Genomic DNA, 19,194 nt, shown 5'->3' on the forward strand with positions numbered 1-19,194 from the left:
AGGAGACAACACGTGCATTCCTCAACCTCCGTCATTTCACCGGCGGTCGGTGGCGCGCGCCGCGAGGCGCCCATCACCGCACTGGAGATCGGCATGTTCCTGGTGCTGCTCGCCTCGTACGCGCTCAACGCGATGGACCGACAGATCTTTCCACTCATCGCCGCGGACGTGCGCAAGGAGTTCGGCTTCAGCCTGGCCGACACCGGCCTGCTGTCGACCATCTTCACGCTGGGCATGGCCGTGGCCGGCATTCCGACCGGCTATCTGCTGGCGCGGCTGTCGCGCAAGACGGTGTTGCAGATCGGCATTGCGATCTTCTCGCTGGGTACGCTGCTGGCGGCCTACTCGTACGGCTTCGCCGACATGATCGTCTACCGGGCCGTCACCGGCATCGGCGAAGCGATGCAACTGACGGTGGTGATCGCCATCGCCGCGAGCTACTTCGCGCGCTACCGGGCCACCGCCGTGGGCGCCATCAACTTCTCCTTCGGCATCGGCGCGATCCTGGGGCCGCTGCTCGGCGGCCACCTGATCGGCGTCGAGCGCGATTGGCGCCTGCCGCTCATCGTGTTCGGCGTCGCGGGCTTCGCGGCCATGGCGGTGATCGCGCTCACCGTGAGCAAGCGCATGACCGAGAACGTGGCGGCCACCGGCGGGCGCACCGACCAGCGCGGCGCCACCACCCTGTGGAACCGCAACACGGCCCTGCTGACTGGCATGAGCGTCATCGGTGGGCTCTGCATCTATGGCTACCTGGGCATGTACCCGACCTTCCTGCGCGAGCATCTGCACTACACGCCGTCGGACACCGGCCGCGTGATGAGCACCTTCGGCTTCGGCGTGTTCGCATCGATCTTCGGCGGCTGGCTCGGCGACCGCTTCCATCCCAAGCTCGTGCTCTCGGCGAGCTTCGTGGGCACCGGCCTGCTGGGCTTCCTGATGTTCTCGGGCCCCACCGACATGGTGGTGCAGTCGGCGCTGTCCTTCGCGTGGGGCTTCGTGGTGAGCGGCGTGCTGTACGTGAACCTGGCGGGGTATCACATCAAGGCGGTGCATGCCTCGCTCACGAGCCGCGCCACGGGCGTGTTCGTCACCACGCTGTACGGCGCGGGTGCGGTCGCGGGCTTCGTCATCGGCGGCATCGCCTCGCGCTTCGGCTGGAGCACGGCCGGGCTGGTGCAGATCACGCTGCTGGCGGCTGTCGGCGTGGGGCTCACGCTGCTGCTGCACACCGACCGCATGTCGCTGCCGGCACGCAAGCCGTGATGCTGCTCGACGGGGCGCTGCTCGGCGGCGCCGCGGCCCTGGCCGGCGCACTCAATGCCGTGGCGGGCGGCGGCAGTTTTCTGACCCTGCCGGCACTGGCGATGGTCGGCGTGCCGCTGGTGTCGGCCAACGCCACCGGGACCGCCGCGCTGCTGCCGGGCTATCTGGCCGGTGCCTGGGCATTGCGCAAGGAACTGTCTGGGCCGATGTCGCCTTCGCTCCTGCGGTTGGGCGTGCTGTCGGTGCTCGGCGGCGCGGCCGGTGCGGCGCTGCTGCTGTCGACCTCGAACCATGCCTTTGCCCGCATCGTGCCGTGGCTGCTGCTGGCCGCGACGCTGCTCTTCGCGATCGGGCCCGGCCTGGTGCGCCGCAGGCTCGCCACCGCCGACAACCACAAGCCACGAGGCCGGTGGCTCGCCGACCTGGGCATCGCCGCGGTCGCCGTCTATGGCGGCTACTTCAACGGTGGCCTCGGCATCCTGCTGCTCGCCGTGCTTGGTGCGCTGGGGCACACGGACATGGGACGCATGAACGGCATCAAGAACTTCGTCTCCGCGATCCTGACGCTGATCGCCGTGGCGATTTACGCGGCCAGTGGCGCGATCGTCTGGACCTACGCGCTGTGGATGGCCCTCGGTGCCACGGTCGGTGGCTATGCCGGCGGCATGGCGGCACGGCGGCTGAAGCCCGAGGTGGTGCGCGGCTTCGTCGTGCTGACGGGGCTGGCGATGACGGCGGCCTTTCTTCTCAAGGCGTATTGAACGGGCTTTCGTTTCTTTCTTCTTTCCGTCACTTCAATCACTCGGTCGACCCATGAAAACAACCAAGAGAGACTTCACCCGTTTTGTCGGCGCCTTGATGGTCGCCGCCACCGGTGCGCCGGCGCTCGTCGGCTCGGCGTCGGTGTCGGCCCGCACAGCGCGTGCGCCCGCGTCGCCCGGCCTTCGACGCGGCAATTACCTGATCCGCAACGGCGCGATCATCACGGTCGACCGCGCCAAGGGCGTGCTGCCGCGCGCCGACGTATGGGTCCGCAACGGCGTGATCGAGAAGATCGGGCGCGGCCTGAGCGCACCGGCTGGCGCGGAGATCATCGATGCGACCGACATGATCGTCATGCCGGGCTTCGTCAATTCGCACTATCACATGTGGAGCGCCATCGGCCGCAGCTTCACCGCACGCGACGGCGGCTTCTCGTACTACCCCGCCAAGAACGCGACCTCGACCCTGTACACGCCCGACGATTTCTACAACAGCGTGATGCTGGGTTGCGCCGAGCTGGCGAACGGCGGCACGACGACCGTGCACAACTGGTCGCACAACACCCGCTCCCCCGCCCATGCCGATGCCGAACTGCGTGCGCACCAGCACTCGCTGCTGCGCGCCCGCTACGCCTACGGCCACGTCGACAAGATGCCCGCCGACGAACTCAACCGCTACGAGGACCTGGCGCGCGTGCGGCGCGAATGGTTCGGCGAGCGTTCGCCTTTCGACGGGCTGGTGCACCTGGGGCTGAACCTGCGCGGGCCGCAGCAGAGCACCGACGCCGTGTTCCACGAAGAGATGAAGGCCGCCAAGGCCAGCGGATTGCCCGTTGCGATCCACGCACCGCAGGAGGCACCGAACAACGTCGATGCCGTCGACTACGAACGACGCGGCTACCTGGGCCCGGATTTCATGCTCGCGCACTACGTGCCCGCCAGCACGGCCGACCTGGCGGCCATGGCACGCACGAAAACGCCGCTGTCCTTTGCTACGCACTCCGAGCTGCGGCTCAGCAGCACCGGCGATGCGCGCGCCGCGCTCTTCGCGATGCGCAACGCGGGCTTGACCATTTCGTTGTCGAGCGATGCGACCTCCATCGCGCCGCCCGACATGTTCGAGGCGATGCGCTTCACCTGGAACCTGGGCGTGCCATGGGCCGGCACGCCCAGCGCGCAGTCGAAGGCGGTCGGCGTGCCCGAGGCGATCGAGATGGCGACCCTCAACGGCGCCATCGCGATGGGACTGGGCGACGTCACCGGCTCGATCACCGAAGGCAAGCGCGCCGACCTCATCCTGGTGCGCACACAGGACCTGAACATGGGCCCGGTCGGCAATGTCGAGACCGCCATCGTGCAAAGCGGCAGCGCCGCCAACGTCGACACCGTGATGGTCGACGGGCGGATCGTGAAGCGCAACGGCCGGCTGCTGGCCTACGACACACGCGGCATCATGCAGCGCGCGCGGCAATCGGCGGACCGGATTCGCGCTGCGGCGAGCGAAGCCCTGAAGGCCTGAAGCTCTTGCGGCCATTCGCACGCGGCGTACACGCCGGCGGTCGAGCGGTTGGCGGGCCGACACCGGGAAAGCCGAGTCACCGAGTCACGAACGGCTACAGCAGACGACGACGCGCCCGCCGCAGGAACTCAATGCCCGGCGCCGAGCCTCAGCACCTGCCCGGTCAGAAACTGCGCGCGCGGGCCGGCCACGTAGTCGAGCAGCGGCAGGCAGGCCTGCGGCGCGAGGCCGTGCGTCAGCTCCAGCGCGTTGATGCGCAACCCGTGCGCGCCCCATTCGGCGGCCAGCGTGGCCACCAGCATCCGGGCCGCGTCGGCGTCGCCGGCCAGTTGCCAATCGAGCTCCGGTTCGGATGCAGGCAGCAGCAGCGTGAGGCTGGCCAGCGCAGCGTGGCTCGACCGAAAGCAGCGCGCCGCATCGAGCACGGCATCGAGCCGCGTGCCGGGCTGTGCCTCCAGCGCGCGCGCGTCGATGACCGCCGGACAGCCCGCGCGGTCGAGGTGGCCTGCATGCGCGCGCACCCACACGCCCAGTGCCGCATGCCAGGCCGCCTCGCGCACGGACTCGAGATGCGGGCGCAAGGGCGCATCGAACGGAAGCAGCAGATGCGCGCCGGCCGGCAGCGGCTGGCTTCCTCCGCACACGGACGAGCCGCCGTCGAGCACCAGCAGTTGTCCGGTGAGCACGCGCGCGCCGGGGCTGGCCAGGAAGCACAACGCGTGCGCCATGTCCTCGGGCTCGGCCATCCGGCCCATGGGGATCTTCGACACCGCCTGCGCCGGGTTCAGCCGGCCGCCCTCGATCAGGCGCTGCACGAGTTCGGTTCGCACGAAGCCCGGTGCCAGCGTGGTCACCGTCCAGTCGGGCTGGGCTTGCGCCAACGCGCGGCTCTGTGCGATCAGTCCCGCCTTGCTGGGGCTGTAGAGACCGCGCCACGGAATGGCGCGCAGGCCTGCACCAGACGCCACGTTGACGATGCGCGCCCCGGGCCGCAGGTGCGGCGCACAGGCCTGCACCATGCGCGCCGGCGCGGCCAGGTTGAGCGCGAGAAGGCGAGCCGCCGAGCCGTCGTCATGGCCCGACGTGGCCTCGGCACCGCCGGCCGACAGGCCCGCGTTGTTGATCAATGCATCGAGCGGCGGAATCTCGTGCCCCAGGTGCTCGATCCGCGCCGCGTCCGTCAGGTCGGCCACGAGGCTCATCGGTGGCGCGGCGTCGGCCGGCCAGGCGGCTTCGAGGCGCTGCAGCGCCACCGCATCGGCGTCGACCAGCACGCAGCGCCATCCTTCGCGCGCCAGGCCCAACGCCGTGGCGCGGCCGATGCCTGCAGCGGCGCCGGTGAGCAGAACGGTGGGCATCAGGTGCCGCGTACGTCGCGCAACAGCGCGTACACGGCGTCGTGCGGCGCTGCCCTGCCGACCGGCTGGCGCACGCCGAACAGGGCGGCGTCGTCCTGCGTCAGCTCGGGCCGTGTGCGCTCCTCGATCCAGTCGTAGACCACGGTCCGCGCGGCCACGCGCCACTCACCGCCGCGACGCTCGAAACGGTCCACGTAACGCCCGCAAAGGAAGGTCTCGAGGTCCGGCCGTGTGGCCGTGGCCTGGAGCGCGAAGAAGCTGCTTTCCACTGCCGCAACGTCACCATGCAGCTCGATCAGCACGTTGGTGATCTGATGGACGCGGCGTCCGCCTTGCCGCAATCTGGGCAGCGCCTGCGCGATGAAGCCGGCGGCGCTGCCGTTCCACGCGCCGTGGCAGTCCGTGGCGTCCTCCCAGTAAGCCGAACGCAAGGCGGTCTCGTCGCAGCGGTCGATGCCGCGGCAATAGCGCAGCAGGCAGTCGCGGATCGCCTCGCGGTCCAGCAGCGACTGCAAGGCCGCCGGCATCGGCTCGGGTGCACTCATGCAGCAGTGGGCGCGGCGCGCCGAAAGAGCTGCACCAGGTTGCCCTCGGGATCGCGCAGCGACAGCACGGCCCCGTGGTCGCCCATGTCGCGCAGGCCCAGGACCTGCCCGCCGGCGGCCACGATGCGTTCCTGCGCGCCCTCGAAGTCGTCCACCTCCAGCACCATCACCAGCCCGCCGGTCGCGGGTGCGGCCTCTTCAAGACAGGCCAGGGCCACATTGGTGTTGCCCACGCCGTACTGGATCCAGCGGTCGCCATCGCGAAACTTCACCGGCAGGCCGAGCGCACCTTCGTAGAAGGCATGCAGGCGGGCCGGCTCCTTCGCCACGACGAACACGTTCTGCACCCGCTTGGGCGATGCGACGGCGCCGCTCACAGCGAGGTCTCCGAAGCGCCGCCGTCCAGGCGCAGCACATCCGCATTGAAGAAACGCGAGCCGTCGCCGGCCAGGAAGCAGATGGCGTCGGCGATGTCCTCCACCGTGCCCAGGCGGCCCAGCGGTGTGCGCCCGATGCGCCGGGCATCGAGTTCGGCGTTGCGATGCTTGGCCGTGCCCTCGGTGGGCACGGCACCGGGCGCGACCGCGTTCACGCGGATGTTGCGCGCGCCCAGGTCGGCCGCCGATGCGCGGGTGATGCCCAGCACGCCGGCCTTGATGCCGCTGTAGACCACCGACCGCATGGGCGACTTGAAGGCGGCGATGGACGCCACGTTGATGATCGAGCCACCGCGCTCCGCGTCCATGACTTCCGCCGCGGCCTGGATGCCCCAGATCACCGACTTGAAGCCGATCTCCACCATGCGGTCCATGACCTCCGGCGTGATCTCGGCGAGCGGCTGGTAGCGCACCCAGGCGGCGTTGTTGACCATGATGTCCAGCCGTCCCGCATCGCGCGTGAACTGCGCCACGGCCTCGCGCATACCTTCGCGCGTCGACACATCGCAGGGCAGCCCGATGGCCTGGCCACCCAGCGCGCGGATCTCGGCCACGGCCTCCTCCACGAACTCGGGCTTGAGGTCGTTGATGCCGACCGTCGCGCCCAGGCGCGCCATGGCGCGTGCGGTGGCGCGACCGATGCCGTGGCCGGCGCCGCTGATGAAGGCCGCTCGGCCTGAAAGAGACATCGTCATGGGTGGGCTTTCGTGAGGGGTGGCTCGGGCACCAGCAGGGCGTCCAGCGCATGCGCGCCGCGCCCCTGGTCCAGCACCACCAAGGGGTTGATATCGATCTCGGACACGCTGTCGGCATGGCGCACGGCAAATCGCGACAGCGCCACGATGGCCTTCGCCGCCGCCGGCACATCGGCCTTGGGCCGGCCGCGCGCGCCGTCGAGCAGCGGGAAGGCCTTGAGCGACCGCAGCATGGCGGTGGCTTGCGCCTCGTCCACGGGCGCCGGCTGCAGCGCCACGTCCTTGAAGATCTCGGCAAAGATGCCGCCCAGGCCGACCATCACCATCGGGCCGAACATCGGGTCCTTCTTCGTGCCCAGGATCAGCTCGACGCCGCCTTGCACCATCTGCGCGATGAGCACGCCGGCGATGCGGGCCGCGGGCGCCTTCTGCGCCACGCGCGCGAGCAGCTGGTCGTACTCCTCGAGCAGTTGCGCTTCGGACCGCACGCCGACGAACACGCCGCCGACCTCGGTCTTGTGGGCGATGTCGGGCGAGACGATCTTGAGCACCAGCGGAAAGCCCATCGCGCGCGCCGCGGCGAGCGCCTCGTCGCGGTTGGCGGCAATCGCCTCACGCGGCACGGGCAGGCCGGCTTCGGCCAGCACGGCCTTGGCGCTCGCCTCGGTGGCGAAGGCCTGTGCGGCCAACGGCGCGCGCTCGATGGCCGGCACCGCCACCCGTGCAGCGTCGCGCGCACCGAAGCGCAGCAGTGCCGCCACCGTCGCGCAGGCCGCATCGATGCCTTCGACCACGGGGAAACCCATCGCGTTGAGCGTGGCCCGCACGTCCTGCGGCGCGCGAGCACACAGGAGGATCAGGCGCGAAGGATGGTCCTTGCGCACCTGTTCCAGCGCGGCAAGAAACACATCACGCAGCCGGGGCACATGGAAGGCATTGGCCGACTGCAGGATCAGCGCATCGCAACTGGCGTCGCGCGCCACGGCATCGAGCATCTGGGCCAGGACTTCGGGCCGGCTCGACACCTGTGCCGTCATGTCCACCGGATTGGAGGGCGCGGCGAAGGGCACGACCGACAGGATGCGTTCCTGCGTCTGCGCGGCGAGCTTGGGCAGCGCCAGGCCTTGCGCGCTGGCCGCATCGGCCAGCAGCACGCCAAAGCCGCCGGAGGCCGTGAGCACGGCCACGCGATGGCCACCGGGCACATGCGCAGGACCGACGACCGACAGCGCATGGCCGACTTCGAGCAACTGCTCGATGCTGGGCACACGGATGGCGCCGCCGTTGCGCAGCACGGCATCGAACACGGCGTCGGAACAGGCCAGCGCGCCGGTGTGCGAGGCCGCCGCCTCGCTGCCGGCCTCCGAGACGCCCACCTTCAACACCACCAGCGGCTTGCCCGCCTCGCGGGCCATGGCCATGGCCTGCGTCAGCTTGGCGCCGTCGCGGCAGGTTTCCATGCAGCAAAGGATCACGCGCGTGCCGGGGTCGGCCGCCAGTGAGGCGATGGCATCGGCGATGTCCACGTCGCATTCGTTGCCCGTGGTCAGCATGCGGCTGATGCCCAGGCCGCGCTCGCCGGCCAGGCGCAGGGTGAAGCTGCCCAGGTTGCCGCTTTGCGAGACGATGCCCACCGGGCCGGCGACGGGAAAGGACGACTCCAGCGCCACCGAGAAGGTGGCGATGCTCTTGTCGGGCACGCCGATCGCGCCCAGGCAGTTGGGGCCGACCACGCGCAGGCCGGTGGCGCGGGCCAAGTCGCCGATCTGCGCCTGCAGACGGCCGCCCTCCTCGCCCATTTCGGAAAAACCGGCCGACAGGATGACCGCAGCTTTCACACCGCGCCGGGCGCAGTCCTTCACCGCATCGAGCACGCCCGCCGGCGGCACGGCGACCACGGCCAGCTCGGGCACTTCGGGCACTTCGTCCAGGGTTGCATAGGCCGGCAGCGACTGCACGAGACCCGCCTTGCGGTTGATCGGATAGATGCCGCCCGCGTAGCCGTACTTCTGCAGGAACTGCAGCGGCCGGCCGCCGATCTTGGTGACGTCGTCCGACGCACCGAAGATGGCGATCGAGCGCGGCTCGAACAGCGCGTCCATGCCGCGCCCCACTTCCACGACCGGCATCTCAGCGCCCCTTGTAGACGGGTTTGCGCTTCTCGAGGAAGGCCGTGCGGGCTTCCTGCGCGTCCTCGGTGCGGGCCAGCGCCATGGTGAAGTTCTGCTCGAAGCGGTAGCCGTCGCGCTGCGGCATCAGGTCCATCATGTTGGCGGCCTGCTTGGCATAGGCGATGGCCAGCGGCGCCTTGGAGGCGATCTCCTGCGCGATCTCCAGCGCGAGCGGCATCAGCTGTTCGGCGGGCACCACCTCGTCGATCACGCCGCGGCGGTACAGCTCGGCGGCAGGCACCTTCATGCCGGTGAAGAACATGCGGCGCGTGAACGACCGCCCGACCATGGTGCGCAGCATCGAGACACCGCCTGCGAGTCCGACGTTGATCTCCGGCATGGCGAAGGTGGCGTCCTCGCTCGCCAGGAAAATGTCGCACGCGGCCATGAGACCGAAGCCCGCGCCCAGCGCGGGGCCGTTGACGGCCGCGATCACGGGCTTGGCGCATTCGCGGATGGCATTGCCCGTCTCGCGCGTCCAGCGGTTGTGGTCGAGGAAGTCGCCGGCCTTGTCTGCATTGGGGCGGTCCTTCAGGTCGGCGCCGGAGCAGAAGAACTTGCCGGTGCCCGTGAGAATCGCCACGCGCACGTCGGAGCGCTCGGAGACTTCATCAAAGATCTCGATCAAGCGGCGGCGCGTGGCGCGGTCCAGCGCGTTGACCGGCGGCTTGTCGAGCCGGACGACGGCGATGTAGTCGGAAACTTCCAGATTGATGCTCATCGCACACTCCCGGTTTGGTTGGAAAAAGAAACGTGTGGTGCGCTCGCCTGCGGCGCCAGCGCCAACAGGTGGGCGACATGCAAGAGGCGGTCGCCATAGCGGAACTCGGAGGCGATGAGGCGCTGCGCCGTGCGCGTGGCCAGCACCTCCTCGCTCACGCCCATGCCCCCGTGCATCTGGATCGCCGCTTCCGCGCAGGCGCGCGCCGACTCGGCCAGCGACACCTTGGCCAGGCGCAGGGTGCGGCGCAGGTCGGGCGCGTTCTGTTCATGGGCGTGGAAGCAATGGATCACCAAGCCCTTGGCGCCCAGGTACTTCACGTACATGTCGGCCACGCGATGGCGCAGCACCTGGAAGCTCGACAACGCCACGCCGAACTGGCGCCGCTCCTTCAGGTGGGTGACCGTCTGGCGGATGAGGGTGGCCAGCGCGGCCACCGTGTCGGCGGCCGTGAGCAGCAAGGCGGCATCGGTCGCCTTGGCGCGCGCATCGCGTGCAGCAGCGCCACGCGCGATGCAAGCGCTCTCGGGCACGGGCAGCTGCGCCAGGATGAAGTCCGCGCCCAGGCGGCCCTCCATCGTCCGGTATCGGGCCTTCGGTGCGCCGACACGTTCGGCATCGACCAAGAAGATGGCGTCCTCGCCATCGACTTGCGCAGGCACGAGGTAATGCGTGGCAGGCAATGTCGCGTCGACGCCCTGCACCGTGCCGCTCAACTCGTAACCGATGTCCAGGTGCCTGGCCGTCACGGCATTGACGTCGGGCGTGGCAGACAAGGCGGTCAAGGGTGCCATCTGCACGCTGCCCTCGGCCACGGCTTCCAGCCAGCGCCGGGCCGTTTCGGCACCCGCGGCCTGCAGCAGCAGCGGCACCACGGCGCAGGTCTCGACCACCGGCAGTTGAAGGCCATGCGTGGCGAGCCCCTCCACGATGGACGCGAGATCGCTCAGGCTGCCGCCGACACCGCCGGCCTCCTCGGGCACGAGGGTGGCCGTCCAGCCCAGTTCGCGCACGGGGTCGCCCGCGACCGCGACGGCGATGTGGTCTTCGGCATAGCGGCTCGCCGCGTCCAGCAGCATGCCGGGAAAGAGCGACGGGAAAGAAGTGGACATGGCTCAGGCTCCCAGGAGTTCGTTGGCGACCACGTTGCGCTGCACCTCGGAGGTGCCGCCGGCGATGGTGCGGGCGCGCGTGAACATGTAGTTCTGGATCCAGGTGGCGTCGGGCACGTCGTCCCCCACCTCGGCGAGAAAGCGATGCGCGGCATCGGGACCGACCGCATCGAGGGCGATGGTCGTCAGGCGTTGTGCGACGTCGGCGCAGGTCATCTTGATGACCGAGGGCTGCACGCCCAGTGGCCGCTGGTGGATCAGGTCGTCGGTGGCCTGCGCCATCATCACGCGCGCGCCCTTCACGTCGGCCTCGCACAGCAGCAGCTTGTGGTGCAGGCCGCCGAAGTCGCGCAGCCCCGCAGTGGCACGGCTCGCCTCTTCCACCAGCTGCGTGACCTGGCGGCGCATGAGCTCCAGCCGCGCCACGTTGGCCGGCGGAAGACGTTCGCGCTCGAGCAGGAACTTGGCACAGGTCCAGCCCTTGCCGACCTCGCCGACGAGGTTGTCGGCGCGCACGCGCACCTCGTCGAAGAACACCTCGTTCAGATGGTGCCAGCCGTCGATCGTCTTGATGGGACGCACGGTGACGCCCGGGGTGTCCATGGGCACCAGCAGCAGCGAGATGCCTTCCTGCTTCTTCGCTTCCTTCGACGTGCGCACCAGCATGTAGATCATGCTGGCCTCGTGGGCATGCGAGGTCCAGATCTTCTGGCCGTTGACGACCCACTCGTCGCCGTCCCGCCGTGCACTGGTGGACAGCGAGGCCAGGTCGGAGCCCGAGCCGGGCTCCGAATAGCCCTGGCACCACCAGTCCGAACCGTCGAGGATGCGCGGCAGGAACCGGGCCTTCTGCTCGGGTGTGCCGAAACGGATGATCACCGGACCGATGTGGCCCAGCCCGTGGTGGTACAGCGGCGGACAGTCGTTCTCGGCCATCACCTCCTCGAAGATGAGGCGCTGGCGGATGTCCCAGCCCGTGCCGCCGGCTTCGCGCGGCCAGCTCGGCGCACCCCAGCCCTGGGCGTTGAGGATCTTCTGCCAGGCCTGGTATTCGCGCTTCGTGATCTTCTGGCCGGCCGCGACGACGGCGCGGATCTCTGGCGGGCAGGCGCTGCGCACGAACGATTCGAGTTCGCGCCGGAAGCCGGCGTAGTCGATGGACATCTTGTCTCCTGTGGAATTTCGGAAAGGCTCAACCCTTGCGCAGCTGCGTGATCAGCTCGTCCAGGGCGGCGGTGGCACCGGCGGCGTCGCGCTGGCGCAGGTTGTGCGCCACCTTGCGGCGCAGCGGAAACAGGTCGGGACGCGGGCGCACCGAGAGCACATGCGTCATGCGCTCGCGCAGCACGCTGGTCATGGTCTGCGCCATCAGCGTGAGCGCTTCGTTGTGGCCGGCCGTGGCGATCGAGGAGAAGAACGCACTGGCGGAGGCGATGCGCTCTTTGAGCGGCGCGTCGTCGGGATGGGCCTCGATGGCACCGGCGGCTTCATGCACGGCGTCCAGCTCGGCCTCGGTGGCGCGTTCGCTGGCCAGGCGCAGCAACGTGCCATAGAGCGTGCGATAGGCCTCGTCGATGTCGGCGTCTCCCAGCCGCCCTTCCACGACCAGCTTGCGCAGCGACTCGGCCAGCTTCATGTAGGCGCCCTTGTAGAACACCAGCGCCTGGTCGGCCGCTCCGGCGCTCAGGTGCCGGACCTCGCCGATGAAGATGGTGTGGTCGCCGGCTTCGTGAGCCGCATGCACGCGGCATTCGAAGCTCGCCAGGCAATCGTCGATCAGCGGCATGCCCAGCGCGCCGGCGCGCCACGGCACGCCCTCGAACTTGTCTTCGATCTTGCTCGATGCAAACCGGCCCGACAGCGCATCCTGCTGCTCCGACAGAATGTTGATGACGAAGCCGTCCGCCGCCTGGAACGTGCCCAGCAGGCGGCTGGCATTGCGCAGGCTGAACAGCACCAGCGGCGGGTCCAGCGAGACCGAGCTGAAGGAGTTGCAGGTCAGGCCGGCCGGTTGGCCGTCCGGCGTGCAGGTGGTGATGACCGCCACGCCGGTTGGAAAGCAACCGAGCAACTGACGGAACTGGGCAGCCTCGATGGCGCCGCGGGTGCTTTCTTCTTCAGCGACTTCGGACATGGCGTCTCCTGGCGCTGGGCCTCAGGCCGCAGCGAGTTCGGTCGGGGCCACGGGCCGGTGCGGCGGATCGTTGGCGATCTCCTGCTGCACCGTCGGAATGATGACCTTGCCCCAGACCTCGAGCTGGCGCAGCATCGTGGCGTGATCGAAGTCGCCCATCTGCGTCTGGAAGCAGTAGTGCACCGGCTTGAGCGTGCGGATCTCGTTGACCACGCGCTCGATCACGGTGTCGATGTCGCCCACGGGCAGCAGCGCGCGCATCTCGTCCAGCGTGGGCTCGCCCTCGACGATGCCCTCTTCGACCTGGTAGTCGTCGGCGATCTGCGCGGTGCGGCGCTTCAGGCTCACGGCGATGCGGCGCTGGTAGCGGGCGCATTCGAGGTAGCTCTCCACCTCGTCCTTGTTGTTGCTGGCATAGGCCGCGCGCAGCAGGCCGACCTGCACGCCGGCCGGGTCCTTGCCCTCTGCCGTGGCCACCTTGTCGATGAGCGCCCGGGTGCTCGCCAGCTTCTCCAGGCCGCCGTCGCCGCCGGAAACGAACACATGGTGGTCGGACTTCACGGCGCGCGACAGGAAGGCCGGATCGACGCTGGTGATCCACATCGGCGGCATGGGGCGCTGCACCGCGCGCTGGCTGATGGCGCTCATCGGCTGCTGGTAGTACGCGCCGTCGTAGCTGAACTTCGGCTCCTTCAGGCCCGCCTCGAGCATGTCGAGCATCTCGAAGGTGCGGCCCTTGGCGGATTCGAGCGACACGCCGAAGCGCTCGAACTCGAACTGCTGGTAGCCCGAGCCGATGCCCAGGTTCAGGCGGCCGTTCGACAACTGGTCGACCATCGCCACATCGGCGATCAGGCGGGCCGGCGTGTACAGCGGAGCGACGACAATGCCGGTTCCCAGCCGGATGTTGCGGGTGACCGCAGCGCAGTGCGCGATCATGGTCAACGGCGACGAGCACATGCCGTAGTTGCTGAAGTGGTGCTCGGCGTACCACGCGGCCCCGAAACCCAGTTCGTCCGCCAGACGCGTCTGCTCGATGGCGTCGCGCAGGATCTGGTGGGAGGTCTTATGCTTGTTCCGCTGCTGCATCAAAATGAAGATTCCGAAATCCATCGCTGTTGCTCCTGGTTGGCTGGTGTTGATCGAGGTCCATCGTAGGAACTCAACGCCTGCGTGGATCACCAGCGAACGCACAGCTTCTTTGCGTCTTTCGAAATGAAGGCCCTCGACTCGCTGCGCATCTTTGTGGCCACCCAGAGAAAGGGCAGCCTCTCGGCCGCGGCCCGCAGCCTCAGCCTCTCGCCCGCGACCATCTCTAGGCGCATCAGCGCACTGGAAGAAGAACTGGGCGTGCAACTGGTGGACCGCACCAGCCGCAATCTCAAGGTGACGGAAGCAGGCCAGGCCTTCCTGGAGCGGGCCGAGGCAATGCTGGAACTCATGAGCGAGGCCGAGCAGGCCGTGCACAACGCGCGCCAGCGGCCCGAAGGCCGCCTGCGCGTGCATTCGCGCACGCACATCGGCCTGCGCGTGCTCGCGCCTCTGCTGCCGCGTTTCGCGGAGCTCTATCCGGACATCCGTGTCGAGCTCGAACTCTCCGAGCATCCGATCAACCTGGTGGAGCACGACTTCGACGTCGACATCCGCACGGGAGAGTCCAACGATTCGGGCTTTGTCATCAAGCGGCTGCAGTCCAGCGACGAGGTGCTGGTGGCCAGCCCGGCCTTCGTGAAGACCTACTCGCGCATCCGCCACCCCAGCGACCTGCCGCAGGTGCGCTGCCTCACCTACCGGCGCGAGCGCGAGGTCATCACCTGGAAGTACATCGACCCGGCGGGCGAGCAGCAGGAACTGGCCATACAGGGCGTGCTGAGTGCCAACAACGGCGAGCTGCTGCGGCTGGCCGCCATCGGCGGCATGGGCGTGGCGCTGCTGTCCGAGGCCACCGTGCGCGACGACCTGCGCGACGGCACGCTGGTGCGGCTGCTGCCCGAATACCGCTTTGCCGTGCGGGCGTTCTCCAACGGCGTCTTCGCCGTCTTCCGGCAGAGCCGCGTGCTGCCGCTGAAGGTGCGCGCCTTCGTGGACTACGTGGCGGACGCACTCAGAAGCGAGACCCGCTAGACGTCGGCGAAGTGATGGGGCAGACGCCCCGTGGCGGGCAGGCCGGTGATCACGAACAGCCCGCCATCCTGCGCCTGGTTGCCCTCCAGCCGTGCGCTGCGTGAAATGGTGGTCAGGTACATGTGCTCCAGGCGGGGCCCGCCGAAGCAGATGCTCGTGGGGTAGCTCACCGGCAACTCGACCAAGCGCTCCAGCGTGCCGTCCGGGGCATAGCGCGCCAGCTTGGCGGCGCGGGTCAGCACTGTCCAGAGGAACCCTTGTGAATCCACCGTCGCCCCGTCGGGCCCGGAGTCGAACGCATGCGTCTTCGCGAACTCGCGCTTGTTGCGCAGGGGACCGCTCGGATCGTAGTCATAGGCCCAGAGGGTTCTCTCCAGGCTGTCGGCCAGGTACAGCACGCGGCCGTCAGGGCTGAAGCAAGGCCCGTTGGCAAAGCCGATGTCGTCGGCCAGGTGCTCCACGCCAAGGTCGGGGCGCAGCCGGTAGAGCCCGCCCTTCACGGCCTCGCCGGCCTGGCGATCGACGTGCATGGTGCCCGCCAGGAAGTTGCCCGCCGGATCGCATTTGCCATCGTTGAAGCGGACCTTCGGATCGTCCACGGGAATGCGGGCCAGGTGCGCCAGTGTCCGCGTGGCGAAGTCATAGCGCGCAAAGGTGTGGCGCAGCGCCACCACGACAGCCTGACTGCGGCACGGCGCGATCGACCCCACGGGCGCAGGCAACGGGTGCCGCTCGGGCAGCCCGGCCTCGGGGTTCAACCGCCACAGCGTGCCGGCCAGCGCGTCGATCCAGTTCAGGGCCTGTGCATCGGCATCCCAGCAGGGGCTCTCGCCCAGTTGATCTTTGGTCGTCCCGACCCGGGTGATCTTCACGGTCATCGGGCAAGTGTGCGGGCGCGCTGGCGCCCCTGTCGGCGCATCCCGCAAAGCTGCTTTTCATTCCTTGCAGATCACCGCTGTGAGCTGCGCCCTAGACTGAATCCAGCGTTCGATTCGAACCAGAACAGGAGACAAGAATGAGCTATCGAAAACTCGTCATGGGGTTGGCGCTGGGTGCCTTCGCGCTCGCCCCGGCCCTCGCCCTTGCCCAACAGGTGACCCGCCTCGTCGTGCCCTTTGCGGCCGGCGGCGGCACCGACCAGTACTGCCGCATCCTGGCCCAGGAACTCGGCAAGCAAGGGCTGAACGTCATCATCGAGAACAAGCCCGGCGCCAGCGGCATCCTTGCCGCCGACTACGTGGCCCGCGCCAAACCGGATGGGCAGACCGTGCTCGTGTCGTCGCTGGGCACGCTCGCGAACAACAGCGTGCTCTACGAGAAGCTGCCCTACGACCCCGTGAAGGACTTCGCACCGGTCACGCAGATCGCCTACCAGCCCGCCATCGTCGTGGGCCGCACCGACCTGCCCTACAAGAACATCAAGGAAATGGTGGCCTACGCCAAGCAGAACCCCGGCAAGATCAACCGCGGTTCGCCCGGCGCGGCCATCCTGACCAACCTGGCACCCATCGCTTTCGAAAAGGAGCAAGGCTTCAGCACCTTGCACATTCCTTTCAACGGAGACGCCCCCGCACTGCAGGCGCTGCTGGGCAACCAGATCGACATCCACGGCACGTCGATCACGGGATCGCTGCCCTATGTGAAATCGGGCAAGTTGCGCGTGCTCGGCGTGATGGATTCGCGGCGCCTGCCGCAGGTGCCCGACGCCCCCACGTTCAAGGAGCAGGGCTTCGACATGGAAGCCACGCTGTGGTACTCGCTCTCGGTTCCCACCGGCACGCCCAAGCCGGCAATCGATCGACTGAACAAGGCCGTGAACCAGGTGATCGCCGACCCCGACTTCGTGGCCCGCGCCCGCGCCATCGGCATGGAGCCCCGCGGCGGCACGCCCGAAGAGCTGGCCCGGTTCATCAAGGTCGAGGCGGACCGCTGGCTTCCGATCCTGCGCAGTTTGAATCTGCCGAAGCAATCGCACTGATCCTCAGAGCCCCATGCACAACGCCCCGGAACTCAAGCCTCAAAGGGCTTCGGGTTCCGGGGCGTTGTTGCGAGGGCGCCGGCACCCGAGGGTGCCAACCCAAAATCAGATCGAGATGTCCTTCTCCGACGCCACCTTGTTCCACCGCTCGAACTCGCTGGCCATCCGGCGCTTCATGACTTCCGGCGGTTGGTAGGCGCTGAGCGCGCCGATGTTTTCGAGCCCGCGCTTCGTGTCCGCTTCGGCCAGGATGCGGCGCAGTTCCGAGTCGAGCCGGGTCACCACGCCGGCCGGCGTGCCGTTCGGCACGATCAGGCCGCTCCAGCTGCTCACATTGAAGCCAGCGAAGCCTTGCTGCGCGATGGACGGCACCTCGGGCAGGAAGGCCCGGGCATCGGCGGAGCCGAGCGCCAGCGCCTTGAGGCGTCCGCTGCGGATGTGCGGCATGGCCGCGACCAGGTCGACGAACATGGCGCCGATCTGCCCACCCAGCAGGTCGGTGATGGCCGGCGCACTGCCCTTGTAGCCCACGTGCTGCATGGGAAAGCCGCCCATGTCCTTGAGCTGCTCCATCGCCAGGTGGCCGATGCTGCCCGACCCCGCGGTGGAATAGTTGACCGGCTGCGCCTTGGCGGCCGCGATGAAGCCCTTGAGATCGTTCACGCCCGGCAGCACCAGCGGGTTGATCATCAAGACCAGCGGCAAATCGTAGACCGACGCTACGCAGGTGAAGTCCTTGCGCACGTCGTACTGGTTGTTCCTGTAGACGATCGGCGCCACCAGCGCGGGCATGCCGAACATCGACACCGTGTAGCCGTCGGGCGCCGACTTGATCAGCGACGTGGTGCCGATGGACCCCGAGGCGCCGGGACGGTTGTCCACGATGACGGGCTGGCCGAGCGCGCTGGCCAGCTTCTGCGCGACCAGGCGCGCGGTCGCATCGGTCGGGCCGCCGGCCGGAAAGGCCACGACCATGCGAACGGTTTTTTCGGGCCAGCGACTCGCCGCGTTGGCGCCGCCGGAGAGCGACGCCAGCCAGGGCGCTGCGCCGGCCGCGAGGCACGACTTCAGCAGGAGCCGGCGCGGGGCGGCTGGTTCGATTTCGCGCATGCGGTGTTCATTCATTTGATGACGCTTCTTTGGCTCAGTGAATCAAGTTGGCCGTCGCCCATGTCGAGCAGCTCACGCAGCACTTCGGCCGTGTGCTCCCCCAGGTGCGGCGGGTGGTGGCGCACGCCCGCGCGTGCGCCGTCGATGATGTAAGGCGGCGCGTGGACAGCCTGTGGCCCCGCCTGCGTGTCTTCGAAGCGGTGCCAGACCTGTGTCTGCGCGGTCCGGTCCGACTGCAGCGCGTCATAGAGGCCGAGCACCTCCCCGCAGGGAATGCCCGCCGTGTTCATGCGTTCGATGAGAACGGCGCGCGAGAACTGCCCGATCTTCGCGAGCAGGAGCGGCAGCAACTCATGCCGGTGCTTCGAGCGTTCAGTGTTGGTGGCGAACTTCGGATCGACCGGCAGCTCGGGGCAAAAAATCACCTCGTCGCAGAACTTCCTGAACTGGCCGTTGTTGCCGACGGCGATCACCACCGGGCCATCAGCAGCCTCGAACACGCCGTAGGGCACGATCGACGGGTGCGAGTTGCCGAACTTGGCGGGGTCGCCCTTGTTGAGCCACGCCGTGAGCCCGTAGTACGAGGTGATCATCATCCCGCTGTCGTACAGCGACATCTGGATGTGGCGGCCCTCGCCGGTGCGCGTGCGTTCGTAGAGCACGGCCAGGATGGCCTGTGCCGAGTACATGCCGGTGAACATGTCGACCGCGGCAATGCCGAACTTCAGTGGGCCCTGGCCTTCTTCACCGTTCATGGCCATCAGGCCCGTCTCGCCCTGGATCACGAGGTCGTAGCCCGGTCGCGCCTTCTCCTGGCTCAGCACCGAATAACCCGAGATCGAGCAGTAGATGAGCTTCGGGTTGATCTTGCGCAGATCGTCGTAGCCCAGGCCCATCTTCTGCGCGCCGCCGTACTTGAAGTTCTGGATGACCACGTCGCACTGCGCGGCGAACTGGCGCACGATGTCCTGGCCCTCCTTGTCCTGCAGGTCCACGCAGATGGAGCGCTTGTTGCGGTTGCAGCTGTTGAAGTAGGACGTGTTGTGGCTGCCGATGCGCACGCCCCAGTCGCGCGTGTCGTCGCCGCGCTCGGGATGTTCGACCTTGATCACGTCGGCGCCCAGGTCGGCCAGCGCCATGCCGCACAGGGGGCCGGCCATGACGCGTGACAGGTCCAGCACGCGCACGCCTGCAAGGGGTTGCATGAAAGTTGGGTTCATTCGATGGTTCTCGGGTCTTGTCTTCGATGCGGCCGGCGCGGGC

Annotated in this window: 18 protein-coding genes; 5 read left to right on the plus strand and 13 right to left on the minus strand. The window is 68.4% G+C overall.

The window, feature by feature from the left end; genetic code table 11:
• Positions 1-12 precede the first annotated feature (12 nt).
• From AC3WQR_RS01275 to AC3WQR_RS01285, 3 genes are read left to right on the plus strand one after another with little or no spacing between them, the layout of a single operon-like run.
• Positions 13-1,266 carry an MFS transporter gene (locus AC3WQR_RS01275; protein WP_447745567.1) on the plus strand — a complete coding sequence of 418 codons (1,254 nt, stop codon included), beginning with the start codon at positions 13-15 and terminating at the stop codon, positions 1,264-1,266.
• Between the two features lie 2 nt (positions 1,267-1,268).
• The gene (locus AC3WQR_RS01280) at positions 1,269-2,027 is read left to right on the plus strand and encodes a sulfite exporter TauE/SafE family protein (RefSeq protein ID WP_447748784.1); all 759 of its coding nucleotides are present in this window, start codon (positions 1,269-1,271) and stop codon (positions 2,025-2,027) included.
• Between the two features lie 52 nt (positions 2,028-2,079).
• On the plus strand, positions 2,080-3,546 hold the full coding sequence (locus tag AC3WQR_RS01285; RefSeq protein WP_492740945.1) for an amidohydrolase family protein: 1,467 nt from the start codon (positions 2,080-2,082) through the stop codon (positions 3,544-3,546).
• 128 nt (positions 3,547-3,674) lie between these two features.
• Here the strand turns inward: AC3WQR_RS01285 and AC3WQR_RS01290 are convergent, their stop codons facing one another.
• Genes AC3WQR_RS01290 through AC3WQR_RS01335 form a run of 10 tightly spaced genes read right to left on the minus strand, consistent with a single transcriptional unit; the run spans position 3,675 to position 13,832 of the window.
• Positions 3,675-4,904 carry an SDR family NAD(P)-dependent oxidoreductase gene (locus AC3WQR_RS01290; RefSeq protein WP_447745573.1) on the minus strand — a complete coding sequence of 410 codons (1,230 nt, stop codon included), beginning with the start codon at positions 4,902-4,904 and terminating at the stop codon, positions 3,675-3,677.
• Positions 4,904-5,449: a nuclear transport factor 2 family protein gene (locus tag AC3WQR_RS01295; protein WP_447745576.1), complete on the minus strand. Its 546-nt coding sequence runs from the start codon at positions 5,447-5,449 to the stop codon at positions 4,904-4,906. The genes AC3WQR_RS01290 and AC3WQR_RS01295 overlap by 1 nt, the downstream gene beginning before the upstream one ends.
• Positions 5,446-5,826 carry a VOC family protein gene (locus tag AC3WQR_RS01300; RefSeq protein WP_447745578.1) on the minus strand — a complete coding sequence of 127 codons (381 nt, stop codon included), beginning with the start codon at positions 5,824-5,826 and terminating at the stop codon, positions 5,446-5,448. Before AC3WQR_RS01300 ends, AC3WQR_RS01295 begins: the two co-directional genes overlap by 4 nt.
• Entirely contained in the window at positions 5,823-6,581 is a 759-nt protein-coding gene (locus tag AC3WQR_RS01305) for an SDR family NAD(P)-dependent oxidoreductase (protein ID WP_447745581.1), read from the minus strand. The genes AC3WQR_RS01300 and AC3WQR_RS01305 overlap by 4 nt, the downstream gene beginning before the upstream one ends.
• Positions 6,578-8,710 (minus strand): acetate--CoA ligase family protein, encoded by a 2,133-nt coding sequence (locus AC3WQR_RS01310; RefSeq protein ID WP_447745583.1) that lies wholly within the window; start codon positions 8,708-8,710, stop codon positions 6,578-6,580. Before AC3WQR_RS01310 ends, AC3WQR_RS01305 begins: the two co-directional genes overlap by 4 nt.
• Position 8,711: 1 nt before the next feature.
• Complete coding sequence (locus AC3WQR_RS01315) at positions 8,712-9,473, minus strand: enoyl-CoA hydratase/isomerase family protein (RefSeq protein ID WP_447745585.1); 762 nt, start codon at positions 9,471-9,473, stop codon at positions 8,712-8,714.
• Positions 9,470-10,585, minus strand: coding sequence for an acyl-CoA dehydrogenase family protein (locus AC3WQR_RS01320; protein WP_447745587.1), 1,116 nt, complete (start codon positions 10,583-10,585; stop codon positions 9,470-9,472). The genes AC3WQR_RS01315 and AC3WQR_RS01320 overlap by 4 nt, the downstream gene beginning before the upstream one ends.
• Before the next feature lie 3 nt (positions 10,586-10,588).
• Complete coding sequence (locus tag AC3WQR_RS01325; protein ID WP_447745589.1) at positions 10,589-11,749, minus strand: acyl-CoA dehydrogenase family protein; 1,161 nt, start codon at positions 11,747-11,749, stop codon at positions 10,589-10,591.
• Positions 11,750-11,777: 28 nt separating this feature from the next.
• The gene (locus tag AC3WQR_RS01330) at positions 11,778-12,719 is read right to left on the minus strand and encodes a flavin reductase (protein WP_447745591.1); all 942 of its coding nucleotides are present in this window, start codon (positions 12,717-12,719) and stop codon (positions 11,778-11,780) included.
• A 21-nt stretch (positions 12,720-12,740) separates the two neighbouring features.
• Complete coding sequence (locus tag AC3WQR_RS01335; protein ID WP_447745593.1) at positions 12,741-13,832, minus strand: LLM class flavin-dependent oxidoreductase; 1,092 nt, start codon at positions 13,830-13,832, stop codon at positions 12,741-12,743.
• Between the two features lie 102 nt (positions 13,833-13,934).
• Between AC3WQR_RS01335 and AC3WQR_RS01340 the strand changes: the two genes are divergently transcribed.
• Complete coding sequence (locus tag AC3WQR_RS01340; protein WP_369629385.1) at positions 13,935-14,843, plus strand: LysR family transcriptional regulator; 909 nt, start codon at positions 13,935-13,937, stop codon at positions 14,841-14,843.
• Here AC3WQR_RS01340 and AC3WQR_RS01345 read toward each other — a convergent pair.
• Positions 14,840-15,721, minus strand: a complete 882-nt coding sequence (locus tag AC3WQR_RS01345; RefSeq protein ID WP_447745598.1) for an SMP-30/gluconolactonase/LRE family protein — start codon at positions 15,719-15,721, stop codon at positions 14,840-14,842. The two genes, AC3WQR_RS01340 and AC3WQR_RS01345, sit on opposite strands and share 4 nt — an antisense overlap.
• A 137-nt stretch (positions 15,722-15,858) precedes the next feature.
• Here AC3WQR_RS01345 and AC3WQR_RS01350 point away from each other — a divergent pair, with 137 nt between their 5' ends.
• Complete coding sequence (locus tag AC3WQR_RS01350; RefSeq protein ID WP_447745600.1) at positions 15,859-16,821, plus strand: Bug family tripartite tricarboxylate transporter substrate binding protein; 963 nt, start codon at positions 15,859-15,861, stop codon at positions 16,819-16,821.
• 105 nt (positions 16,822-16,926) lie between these two features.
• On the opposite strand, the gene AC3WQR_RS01355 is transcribed toward AC3WQR_RS01350, so the two are convergent.
• Positions 16,927-17,946 (minus strand): Bug family tripartite tricarboxylate transporter substrate binding protein, encoded by a 1,020-nt coding sequence (locus tag AC3WQR_RS01355; RefSeq protein WP_447787665.1) that lies wholly within the window; start codon positions 17,944-17,946, stop codon positions 16,927-16,929.
• Positions 17,943-19,136: a CaiB/BaiF CoA transferase family protein gene (locus AC3WQR_RS01360; protein ID WP_492740946.1), complete on the minus strand. Its 1,194-nt coding sequence runs from the start codon at positions 19,134-19,136 to the stop codon at positions 17,943-17,945. Before AC3WQR_RS01360 ends, AC3WQR_RS01355 begins: the two co-directional genes overlap by 4 nt.
• Positions 19,137-19,194 lie beyond the last annotated feature (58 nt).

The organism is Variovorax sp. FW305-3-2-15-B-LB1 (genome assembly GCF_058787635.1).

What these genes read in the sequence shown, in the direction of transcription:
- AC3WQR_RS01285 (WP_492740945.1), top strand. Translation starts at nt 2,080, where the DNA reads ATGAAAACAACCAAGAGAGACTTCACCCGTTTTGTCGGCGCCTTGATG.
- AC3WQR_RS01290 (WP_447745573.1), bottom strand. Translation starts at nt 4,904, where the DNA reads ATGCCCACCGTTCTGCTCACCGGCGCCGCTGCAGGCATCGGCCGCGCC.
- AC3WQR_RS01295 (WP_447745576.1), bottom strand. Translation starts at nt 5,449, where the DNA reads ATGAGTGCACCCGAGCCGATGCCGGCGGCCTTGCAGTCGCTGCTGGAC.
- AC3WQR_RS01305 (WP_447745581.1), bottom strand. Translation starts at nt 6,581, where the DNA reads ATGACGATGTCTCTTTCAGGCCGAGCGGCCTTCATCAGCGGCGCCGGC.
- AC3WQR_RS01310 (WP_447745583.1), bottom strand. Translation starts at nt 8,710, where the DNA reads ATGCCGGTCGTGGAAGTGGGGCGCGGCATGGACGCGCTGTTCGAGCCG.
- AC3WQR_RS01315 (WP_447745585.1), bottom strand. Translation starts at nt 9,473, where the DNA reads ATGAGCATCAATCTGGAAGTTTCCGACTACATCGCCGTCGTCCGGCTC.
- AC3WQR_RS01320 (WP_447745587.1), bottom strand. Translation starts at nt 10,585, where the DNA reads ATGTCCACTTCTTTCCCGTCGCTCTTTCCCGGCATGCTGCTGGACGCG.
- AC3WQR_RS01325 (WP_447745589.1), bottom strand. Translation starts at nt 11,749, where the DNA reads ATGTCCATCGACTACGCCGGCTTCCGGCGCGAACTCGAATCGTTCGTG.
- AC3WQR_RS01330 (WP_447745591.1), bottom strand. Translation starts at nt 12,719, where the DNA reads ATGTCCGAAGTCGCTGAAGAAGAAAGCACCCGCGGCGCCATCGAGGCT.
- AC3WQR_RS01335 (WP_447745593.1), bottom strand. Translation starts at nt 13,832, where the DNA reads ATGGATTTCGGAATCTTCATTTTGATGCAGCAGCGGAACAAGCATAAG.
- AC3WQR_RS01340 (WP_369629385.1), top strand. Translation starts at nt 13,935, where the DNA reads ATGAAGGCCCTCGACTCGCTGCGCATCTTTGTGGCCACCCAGAGAAAG.
- AC3WQR_RS01345 (WP_447745598.1), bottom strand. Translation starts at nt 15,721, where the DNA reads ATGACCGTGAAGATCACCCGGGTCGGGACGACCAAAGATCAACTGGGC.
- AC3WQR_RS01350 (WP_447745600.1), top strand. Translation starts at nt 15,859, where the DNA reads ATGAGCTATCGAAAACTCGTCATGGGGTTGGCGCTGGGTGCCTTCGCG.
- AC3WQR_RS01355 (WP_447787665.1), bottom strand. Translation starts at nt 17,946, where the DNA reads ATGAATGAACACCGCATGCGCGAAATCGAACCAGCCGCCCCGCGCCGG.
- AC3WQR_RS01360 (WP_492740946.1), bottom strand. Translation starts at nt 19,136, where the DNA reads ATGCAACCCCTTGCAGGCGTGCGCGTGCTGGACCTGTCACGCGTCATG.